7 protein-coding genes are annotated in these 9,030 nt (G+C 74.6%); 1 reads left to right on the top strand and 6 read right to left on the bottom strand.

The annotated features are described in order from the left end of the window. Positions 1-1,313: ATP-grasp domain-containing protein (locus ABZY57_RS30670; protein WP_356517466.1), on the bottom strand; the 1,313-nt coding region annotated here is incomplete at its 3' end. A gap of 150 nt (positions 1,314-1,463) precedes the next feature. On the opposite strand from ABZY57_RS30670, the gene ABZY57_RS30665 reads away from it, so the two are divergent. Then, a complete protein-coding gene (locus ABZY57_RS30665; RefSeq protein WP_356517464.1) occupies positions 1,464-3,080 on the top strand; it encodes a glycosyl hydrolase in 1,617 nt (538 codons plus the stop codon). 14 nt (positions 3,081-3,094) lie between these two features. Here ABZY57_RS30665 and ABZY57_RS30660 read toward each other — a convergent pair whose 3' ends face one another. The 5 genes from ABZY57_RS30660 to ABZY57_RS30640 all read right to left on the bottom strand — a co-directional run bounded on the left by ABZY57_RS30660 (position 3,095) and on the right by ABZY57_RS30640 (position 9,014). After that, positions 3,095-4,237 carry a GNAT family N-acetyltransferase gene (locus ABZY57_RS30660; RefSeq protein ID WP_356517462.1) on the bottom strand — a complete coding sequence of 381 codons (1,143 nt, stop codon included), beginning with the start codon at positions 4,235-4,237 and terminating at the stop codon, positions 3,095-3,097. After that, positions 4,234-4,932: a lipopolysaccharide biosynthesis protein gene (locus ABZY57_RS30655; RefSeq protein ID WP_356517460.1), complete on the bottom strand. Its 699-nt coding sequence runs from the start codon at positions 4,930-4,932 to the stop codon at positions 4,234-4,236. The genes ABZY57_RS30660 and ABZY57_RS30655 overlap by 4 nt, the downstream gene beginning before the upstream one ends. Before the next feature lie 68 nt (positions 4,933-5,000). Next, positions 5,001-6,398: a glycosyltransferase gene (locus ABZY57_RS30650; protein WP_356517458.1), complete on the bottom strand. Its 1,398-nt coding sequence runs from the start codon at positions 6,396-6,398 to the stop codon at positions 5,001-5,003. Beyond that, positions 6,395-7,171: a polysaccharide deacetylase family protein gene (locus tag ABZY57_RS30645; RefSeq protein ID WP_356517456.1), complete on the bottom strand. Its 777-nt coding sequence runs from the start codon at positions 7,169-7,171 to the stop codon at positions 6,395-6,397. The genes ABZY57_RS30650 and ABZY57_RS30645 overlap by 4 nt, the downstream gene beginning before the upstream one ends. Further along, the gene (locus ABZY57_RS30640; RefSeq protein ID WP_356517468.1) at positions 7,161-9,014 is read right to left on the bottom strand and encodes a lipid II flippase MurJ; all 1,854 of its coding nucleotides are present in this window, start codon (positions 9,012-9,014) and stop codon (positions 7,161-7,163) included. The genes ABZY57_RS30645 and ABZY57_RS30640 overlap by 11 nt, the downstream gene beginning before the upstream one ends. Positions 9,015-9,030 lie beyond the last annotated feature (16 nt).

The raw sequence follows: 9,030 nt of genomic DNA, 5'->3' as shown, positions 1-9,030 counted from the left end.
AGCGGGGCCGGGAGCTGGCGCCGCCCGGCGAGGCAGGTGCCTCCGGCGGCCCCGGCGGCCCCGCGCAGCACCCCCAGCCCCTTGACCGCACCCCGCCCCAGAAAGGCGGCGAGCATCCCCAGGAACGGCATCGGGTCGTCGGCCGCGAACCACGCCGCCTCCACCCGCCCCCGCTCGGGGCCCCGTCCCCGGCGCGCGGCCGCGGCACCCGCCCCGGCGGGCGGGGCCGGGGGACGGCGCGGGAGCGAGCGGCCGCGCACCGCCGCGAGCAGGGCGTAGTTCTCCGCCACGAAGACCCGGCCGGGTCCCCCGGACGGCTCCGGGACCCGCTGGCCCGTCAGATCCAGGTACATCGCCTGGACCACGTCGAGGCCGCCCGCATCCGTGAAGAGCCGGAACTGCGCCCCCGGACGGGGGTTGAAGTCCACCAGCCGGAAGACGCCCCGCTCGTCCCGGCGGAAGTCCAGGTCCAGGATCCCCTGGTAGGCGAGCCGCTCGGCGAGCCGCAGACCCGCCTCCTCCACAGCCGGGTCCGGCAGCCACCGCCCGACCGCCGTCAGCCCCGTCCGCACCGGCCAGGACAGCTCCTTGCGCCCCGACCCGGTGATCAGCGGACGCCCGCCCCGGGCGAACGCGCCGTGGAAGAACCAGTCGGTGTCCGGCCCGGCCGGCAGGAACCGCTGGAGCAGCAGCCGGCTCCCCGCCTCCGCCGAGCGCTCGTACAACCGCCGCGCCTCGGCGGCCGCGTGGAGCAGGGTGGTGCTGCGCAGGCCCGTGCCCGAGGGCAGCAGCCACGGCCGGCTCCACTTGGCGATCACCGGGAGCCCCAGCCGCCACGCGGCCTCCGCCGCCTCGGCCCCGCTCACCGGGATCACGGTCTCCGGGTGCGGTACGTCCCACCGGGCGCAGAGCCGCGACAGTTCGGCCTTGTCCGCCACCCGCGCCGGCAGGTCGTCGGGCTGATGGGGAATCCGGAACCGGCCGCCCAGCATCGGCGCGACCCGTGACACCGCGATCGCGCTGAGGTCGTCCATCGCGATGAGCACCGCCGGACGGCCGATCAGTTCGGAGACCCCGGTCAGGCACTCCAGCAACGCCTCGGGTGCCTCGGGGTCGAGTCCGCCGGCGGGTCCGGGATGCACGGCACGCAGGTAGCGCGAACGCCCCATGGGACCTCCCCCGGCCTCGACGACGGCATGGACCTCCACACCCGCGCGCCCAAGGGATCTGACGGCGCCGAGGGTTCCGTGGTGGAACGGATTCCGATCGAGTCTGAGCAGAACTGCGGGCACTTGGCTGGGATGCGCGTGCATGGGAACGGTGTCTTTCACCTAGTCGGACCAAGCAGGGACGGTGCGCACGTGCGAATGGCCTAGGAAGTGGTCACCGGACAGGCCATTCATCAGATGTGATGCCTAACGTCTTTGGTAAGCACACCGATTCAGGAAAGCTCGGGAGACGCCATGCCCAGACCACGCCGCCGACTGGCGAGCACCTGCATCGGAACGGTGACGGCCGGACTGCTCGCCACCGGGGCCGCCCTCGCGGCACCCGAGGAGCAGAGCGGGTCCTCCGGCGACGCGGACATCGCCATGGGCGCCTACCTCGACTACGGGCCTCCCGGAGTGGCCCGCATCCCGTTCCTGTCGAACTGGCTGGGCGGCAAGGAGATCCGGGTCGGGCACACCTATCTGCCCGGTGACCAGTGGGCCGGCATCGAGGGCAACGTCAGCTTCCTCGACGACTGGGCACGGTGGCGGCTCCAGCGGGACGACCGGCTGTTCGTCCTCAACGTGCCCATGCAGGAGCGCAACGAAGAGCGGGTCCCCGACTACCAGGTGGCGCAGCTGATCCGGGCGGGCGCGGACGGCCAGTACGACCGCCACTTCGAGAAGCTCGCGGAACGGCTGGTGGCGCTGGGCGTCCCGGACACGGTGATCGTGCTCGGCTGGGAGATGAACGGCATCACGTACACCCACCGCTGCGGTCCCGACCCGGAGAACTGGAAGGTTTACTGGAAGCGCGTCGTCAAGGCGATGCGCTCCGTGCCCGGCCAGAAGTTCAAGTTCGATTTCACCCCGAACCGCGGCACGGACGCGATCGGCTGGACCAAGTGCTACCCGGGCGACGACGTGGTCGACATCGTCGGGATGGATTCGTACGACCAGGGACCCGGCCGGAACTTCGACGACCAGATCAGCCAGCCGTACGGACTCCAGCAGCACGTCGACTTCGCGCGGGCACACGGCAAAGAGATCTCGTACCCGGAGTGGGGGCTGTTCCGCAACGGGGACAACCCGGAGTACATGCGGCGCATGCTGAAGTGGATCGACCAGCAGAAGCCGCTGTATCACACCATCACCGACTACTGCCCGCACGGCGTCTGGCAGTGCAAGCAGAACCCGGCCTCGACGAAGGTCTTCCGCGAGGCGCTGACCCCGCAGCGGACCGGCCCGGTGATCCCGACCCCGGTCGTCCCGACGCCGGTCGTCCCGACCCCCGTGGTGCCCACGCCGGTCGTCCCGACCCCGCAGGTCCCCACGCCGGAGATCCCGACGCCGGTCGTCACCCCGCCGGTCGTGCTCCCCAGCCCGGAGGTCCCGAGTCCGGCCGCTCCGAGCCCGGTCGAGCCCAGCCCGGTCAAGCCCAGCCCGGTCAAGCCCAGCCCGGCCGTCCCGAGCCCGGTCGTTCCGACGCCCTCGCCCGTGGTCCCGAGCCCGGAGGTCCCGGTCGAGCCGAGCCCGGCCGTCCCCAGCCCGCTGGTCCCGAGCCCCGTCGAGCCGAGTCCGCTGGTCCCGGCCCCCGAGGTCAGCCCGGAGCCCCCGAGCCCGAGCGCCAGCCCGAGCCCCGGCCCGGTCGTGCCCGAGCCGGATCCCGAGGTGCCGTCGCCGGTGCCCTCGCCGCTCGTGCCGAAGCCCGAGCCGTCCCAGCCGCCCAAGCCGACGACACCGCCGCCCGTCAACACCACCGAGTGGTGCGTGCCGATCAACTTCGGCGAGTGGCTCTCCAAGCTGGTCGGCAAGCAGTCGGTCTGCATCAAGGTCGACTGGGGCAAGGAGAGCGGCTTCTGGCCCTTCTAGGCGGGGCGTCCGGGTCATCGGACCCGCAGTTCGTTGAGCCGCGCCCGCCAGTCCCTGGCGGCCGGCACCACCTCCCGCAGGACGTCCACCGCCCGCTCGCGCCCCGTCACCTGCGACTCGTGCAGCCGCAGGAGGGGTGCGAGCGTGCTCCTGGCCAGCAGGAAACGCTGATTGACGACCGTCTCGGGCCGCCAGTGGTTCTTGTACGGCTCGTTGCCGCGCAGGAAGCTCACCACCGGGCGTCCCTCGGCGAGCGCGCGGGTGGTCTCGTAGCGCAGCAGCAGCGTGGCCACGTCCACCTTCCGGTCCCGCAGATCAGGATCGGCGCCGTAGAGGTAGCCGCCGCTGAGCGTGCCCGAGAGCAGCGTGAGGTTGGCGGCCACCACCTTCCCGTCGAGCCGGAACTCGGCCAGCCGCCCCTCCCCCGCGCGCACCATCCGCCGCGTGGCCCGGGTCAGGTGTTCGGCGAAGCGCGGCTTGAGGTGTTCGGGGGTCACCCCGCGGCCGCGCCACTGCTTCTCGTGGAGCCGCAGCAGGGTCCGTACCGCTCGCGGCACTTCCTGCTCGGTGACCTCGTGCTCCTCGATCCCCGCCGCGTCGGTCTTGCGGAGTTTGGCCCGCACCCGCTGGGCACCGGAGGACGGCATCCGCTTGACCAGCTCGTCGAAGGGCATGGCCGGCAGCTCCATGCAGGTGGAGTCGGCGAGCTTGCTGCCGATCCCGGGCCAGGCCGCGTACACGGCCTCGGCGGCGGCCCCGGGCCGCACCTCGCGCAGGTCCACGACCGCGCCCCGGGCGGCCCGGTGCAGGCCGTTGGCCAGGGCCGGGACGACCTGGTCGGCGTACTCCGCGGCCACGAGCACGTCGAAGTAGTCGGTGATGCCCCCGCCGAGGGGGACGAGCAGCGGCAGCGGCCGGTGTACGAGCATCAGCGCGGCCGCGCCGACCAGTTCCTCCCCGCGCCGCACCAGGACGATGCGGAGCCGGCCGTCCTTGCCGTAGGACAGCCACCAGGAGTGCAGCCAGGCGTGGCTCTGGAACGGAGTGGCGGTGGGACAGGCACGGACGAGCCGGTTCCACGGCCCCTCCAGTGCGGCGAACTGCCGGGGATCGCGGCACAGCGTCACCGACAGGGCCCCGGCGGAGCCGGAGGTCATCGCACCGACTCCTTCTCCTTGGCCGCGGCCGGCTCGCCCTGCGCGGGCAGCGAGGCGTACTCCTCGACGGTCTCCACGACAGGTGCCGCGACGCCGGCCTCGTCACGCCGCCGCGCGGCGGGCCGGGCCAGCAGCCACAGCCCGCCCAGCAGTCCACCGGCGCACAGGCCGACCGCCCCGCTGAGGGTGGGGGACGCGGACGCGGGGTCGCTGGGCGCGACGGCCTGGTTGAAGAGGAGCAGCTGCACGCCGGTGTTCTTGGCGGCCTGGTTGCTGCTCAGCGACAGGGCGTCGGCCACGGCGTTGGCGATGTCGGCGGCCTCGCCGGCGCTCTTCGAGGTCCCGGTGATGGCGATCATCGGGGACTCGGGGGAGGTCTCGGCGCGGACCTGGGTCCGCAGCTTCCGCACGCCGACGCCCGCGCGGGGCTGGGCGTACGCGAGGGTCGAACTGCTGGTGGCGATCCGGGCGTAGGCCTGGGCGAAGCCGAGGGCGGTGGCCGGCTCGGTGGTGTCGTCGGGGACCGCGACGACGTAGCTGGTGGCGGCGTACTCGGGCGCCTTGAGCACCCCGTACGCCCCGCCGGCGGCGAGCCCCAGCAGCGCGGCGGCGGGCAGCGGCCACCACGCGGGCGGCGGCAGCAGCCGTACCCGGCGCCGGTGGGTGGACTTCTTCTGTTCGGCGGTGTCCGCCATGTGCGTGCCTCTTTCCTGGTGGACGGGTGCTTGCTTCGGGGCCCGGTGCGGGCCCCTGCGGGGTCGGCTCAGCGGATGTCGCCACCGGCGGGGGCCCCCGACGGGCCGTCATCGGCGCGGCCCCCGGCGGGCACCGGCCCGCCGGGGCCGAAGATCAACCCGGCCGGGGGCAGAGCCCGCCCCTCCGCGGGCAGACCCAGTCCCTCCGGCGTTTGAGGAGCGGGGGTCCGGGGAGCGGTCCCCGGCAACGGCGCCGCACCCTCCGGACCCGCCGGGACAGCGCCCCGAGGGCCCCGGCCGGGAGCGGGCAGCGCACCCGGCCCCCTGGCCCCGGCCGCGGGAGCGGCCATCGCGAGGTCGTACACGTGCAGCAGCTGCGCCGCGCTCCGGCCGATGTCGTAGCGCCGCACCACGCCGGGCGGCGGCAGCCTCCGGGCGCCGGCTTCCATGTGCCCCCGCAGCGCCGCGACGAGCTCCTCCGTGCCGGTGCCGATCCGCCGCGCCCCCGGCGCCTGCGCCGCGGGCAGGTCGTCGATCGCCGGGCAGGTGACGTGCAGCACCGGCAGCCCCGCCGCCAGCGCCTCGATCACCGCCAGCCCGAACGCCTCCTCCCGCGAGGGGGACACGAACACGTCCATCGCGGCGAGCAGCGCCGGGACCCCGGGGGTCCGCCCGTCCGCGCTGTCGCCCAGCGGATCGCGCTCCCCCAGCAGGTGGATGCGGCTCTGCGCTCCCAGCTCGGCGGCGAGCCGGCGCAGCGCCGCCCGCTCCGGTCCGTCCCCGGCGAGCAGCAGGTGCGCGCCGGGCAGCGCCGCCACCGCACGCACCAGGACGTCGAACCGCTTCCCCGGCACCAGCCGGCCGACCCCGCCGACCACGAAGGCCCGCTCGGGCAGGCCGGTCCGGGTCCGGGTGGCCCGCCGTACGCCCTCGTCGAAGCGGAACCGCGCGGCTTCGATGCCGTTCGGGACCACGTGCACGCGCCCGGGCGGCACCCCCCAGGCCTCCAGGCGGGCGGCCACGGTGTCCGACACGGCCACGGTCGCGGCTCCCAGCCGCTCGCTCGCCAGGTACAGGGCCCGTACCCCGCCGGACAGCGGCCGGCCCTCGATCTCGCCCACTCCGAGGGAGTGTTCGGTCGCCACGCTCACCCGCACGCCTGCGAGCCGGGCCGCGAGGCGCCCGTACACGCAGGCCCGGTACAGGTGCGTGTGGACCAGGTCGTAGCGGCCCCGCCTGATGAGCTTGACCAGCTTGGGCACCGCCCCCAGGTCGCGGTTGCCGCGCATCCCGAGGTGGAACACCCGGACCCCGTCCGCGCGCAGCCCCTCCGCGACCGGCCCGGGGTTGGTCAGCGTCAGGACGTCGCAGCGCATCGGCATGTGCCGTAGCAGGAGCCGCAGTTGCTGCTCGGCGCCGCCGACACCGAGTCCCGTGATGACGTGCAGCACCTTCCCGGGGCTCACAGGTGCACCGCCCGCCGCAGTTCGCGCACCTGGTGGCGCACCTGCTTGATCCGCAGGCGCGGGCCGCCGTCGGCCTGGCTGATGTGGGTACGGGGCATCGCGTGGGGTCCGGCGAGCCGGCCGGGGTCGATGGCGCAGGCGTACCCGTACCCGGCGGCCCGGGTCGCGGCGACGACCCGCGCGTCGAGGTGCCCGTACGGGTAGCAGAATCCGGCGGGCAGCCTCCCGGTCAGCTCCCGGATCAGTTCGCGGCTGCCGCGGAGCTCCTGCTGCAGTACGTCGTCGGGGGCCGCGGTGAGGTCCTGGTGGAGCAGCCCGTGCGAGCCGATCTCCTGTCCGGCGGCGGCGACTTCGCGGATCCCCTCGGCGGTGAGGAGGGGCTTGCGGGGGCCCAGCGGGTCCCAGACGTTGTCCACGCCGAGCCGCCCGGGCAGGACGAAGAGGGTGGCGGTGCAGTCGTAGCTGCGCAGCAGCGGCAGCGCGCGGGTCAGGAAGTCGGTGTAGCCGTCGTCGAAGGTCAGTCCCACCAGCCCGGCGGCCCGGCCGGCGGCGCGGGCCCGCAGCAGCTTGCCGACGGACACCCCGCGCAGCCCCCGGGAGCGCAGCCACAGCAGCTGGGCCTCCAGCGCGTGCGGGGTGACGGTGATGCCGTACGGGTCCTCGGCGGGATCGGTGAACTCGGTGACGGAGTGGTACATCAGGACCCACGGCGAGCCGCCGCGGCGGGCGGAGGCCGCCGCACCGGGGGGCGCCGTGTCGGTGTCAGCGGACATTGCGGAACCTCTGGGTGAGCTGGGAGGTGAGGTGAGCGGTGAGCTGGGCGAGCTGGCCCGGCAGGGCGGTGACCTCCAGGGCCCGTATGGCCATGCCGGTGGCTCCGAACATGGCCGGGACCAGCAGGCAGCCCAGGGCGGCGCTGACCAGCGGGTCGGGGATCATCGGCCCGGCGATCCAGCCGGTGGCGCAGGCGGCCAGGGCCGCGACGGAGAGCCGGCCGATGCTGGTGACGACCCGGCGGACCTGGATGGCGATGATCCGCGAGCCGAGGCCGGTGAGCAGCAGTGCGGCGGTGGTGGAGATGCCCGCGGCGTTGGCGGCGGCGATCCCGTAGGTGCCCCACCAGCCGACGGCGAAGGCTCCGGCGACGATGTTGACGAGGAGTCCGGCGCCCATGGCGAGGGCGGGGAACCAGATGGGCCGGGCGGTGGAGAAGAAGGGCCGCGAGAGCGCCCCGACGAGGCAGTGTCCGAGCAGGCCGAGGCCGTAGAGCCGCATGACGGAGGCGGTGGCCTCGGTGTCGACGTGGGTGAACGCCCCGCGCTCGAAGAGGACTTCGATGATCTGGGGGGCGTACCCGATGACGAGTGCGGTGCCCATGAGGACGGCGAGCGAGGCGAGGGCGAGGTCCTGCTCGACCCGCCGCCGGGCCTTCTCCCGCTCCCCGCCGGCCATGGCCTGGGCGACGACGGGGAAGGTGACGGTGCAGATCATGAGGGAGAGCACCATCGGCATCTGCGCGACCTTTTGGGCGTAGTTGAGGTGCGAGATGGCGCCGGGCGGCAGCCCGGCGGCGAGGAACCGCTCGACCAGCACCTGGGACTGGCGGAACACGGCGAAGAAGATGACCGGGGCGATGACCCCGAAGGCGATCAGCGTCGGCCGGTCCCGGTCGCGCTGGCTGCGCGGGGCGCCCTTGGCGCGGTGCGGCCCGAAGCCCACGTTGCGGATGAAGGCGGGCAGTTGGACCAGGACCATCAGCACTCCGCCGACGGCGACCCCGGCGGCGGCGGCGCGCACCCCCCACAGGGCGTGCAGGGCGACCATGGTCCCGATGATGCCGACGTTGTAGGACACGTAGATGGCGGCGGGGGGCACGAAGGAGCGGTGCGCCCTGAGGGCGGCGCTGAAGTAGCCGGCGACCCCGAAGGACAGCACGGTCAGGGCGGTCCACCGGGTGCATTCGACGGCGAGCCCGGGGTCGGGCAGGCCCGGCGCGAGCACGCCCACGACGAGCGGCGCGGCGACGATGAGCACGGAGGCCACGGCGGCCAGGAGCACCAGCAGCCGCGGCAGCGTGGCCCCCACGAGCAGGCGTACGGGATCCTGCGCGCGGGCCTCCTTGCGGGTGAGCCCGGCCCTGCTGGCAGCCCGGCGGGCCAGGGCGTGGCTGAACGCGGGCACCATCAGCAGGGCCATGGCGTCCTCGATGAGCAGCGTCGAGGCCATCTCGGGAACGGTCCAGGCGATGAGGAAGGCGTCGCTGTCGTGCCCGGCTCCGAAGAGGTGCGCGATGGTCTGGTCGCGGACCAGCCCGAACAGCGCCCCGGCTGCGGTGAGCCCGGCGGTGACGGCGGCCGCCTTGGCGAGCGCGCCCCCACCCGTCGACCGGGCGTCGCCCGGAGCCGCGGCCCCGGCAGCCCCTCGCGTCGGCGCCGACAGCAGCCCCGGAGCCGCGGCGCCCCGGTCGGGCCCCGGGCCGGGGCGGCCGGTGGCCACCAGGCGGCCCGCTCCGGCGTCGCCGGCGGCAACGGGAACGCCCACGTGCGCGGCTCCGCGCCCGGCGGACAGCGGCCCGCCCGATGCGGCCACCCGGCCCGCGGGCTCGGCCGGCCCCATGGACGGCGCAGCGGTG

The organism is Streptomyces sp. NPDC006450, assembly GCF_040612195.1.
In the GTDB taxonomy this organism is placed as follows: Bacteria; Actinomycetota; Actinomycetes; order Streptomycetales; family Streptomycetaceae; genus Streptomyces.
Note: the sequence above shows the minus strand (reverse complement) of the source record. Positions and strands in the feature narration are given on the sequence as shown.

Bases quoted from the DNA above. Each gene is read 5' to 3' on its own strand.
- ABZY57_RS30640 (WP_356517468.1), bottom strand. From the start codon at position 9,014: ATGGGGCCGGCCGAGCCCGCGGGCCGGGTGGCCGCATCGGGCGGGCCG.
- ABZY57_RS30655 (WP_356517460.1), bottom strand. From the start codon at position 4,932: ATGGCGGACACCGCCGAACAGAAGAAGTCCACCCACCGGCGCCGGGTA.
- ABZY57_RS30660 (WP_356517462.1), bottom strand. From the start codon at position 4,237: ATGACCTCCGGCTCCGCCGGGGCCCTGTCGGTGACGCTGTGCCGCGAT.
- ABZY57_RS30665 (WP_356517464.1), top strand. From the start codon at position 1,464: ATGCCCAGACCACGCCGCCGACTGGCGAGCACCTGCATCGGAACGGTG.
- ABZY57_RS30645 (WP_356517456.1), bottom strand. From the start codon at position 7,171: ATGTCCGCTGACACCGACACGGCGCCCCCCGGTGCGGCGGCCTCCGCC.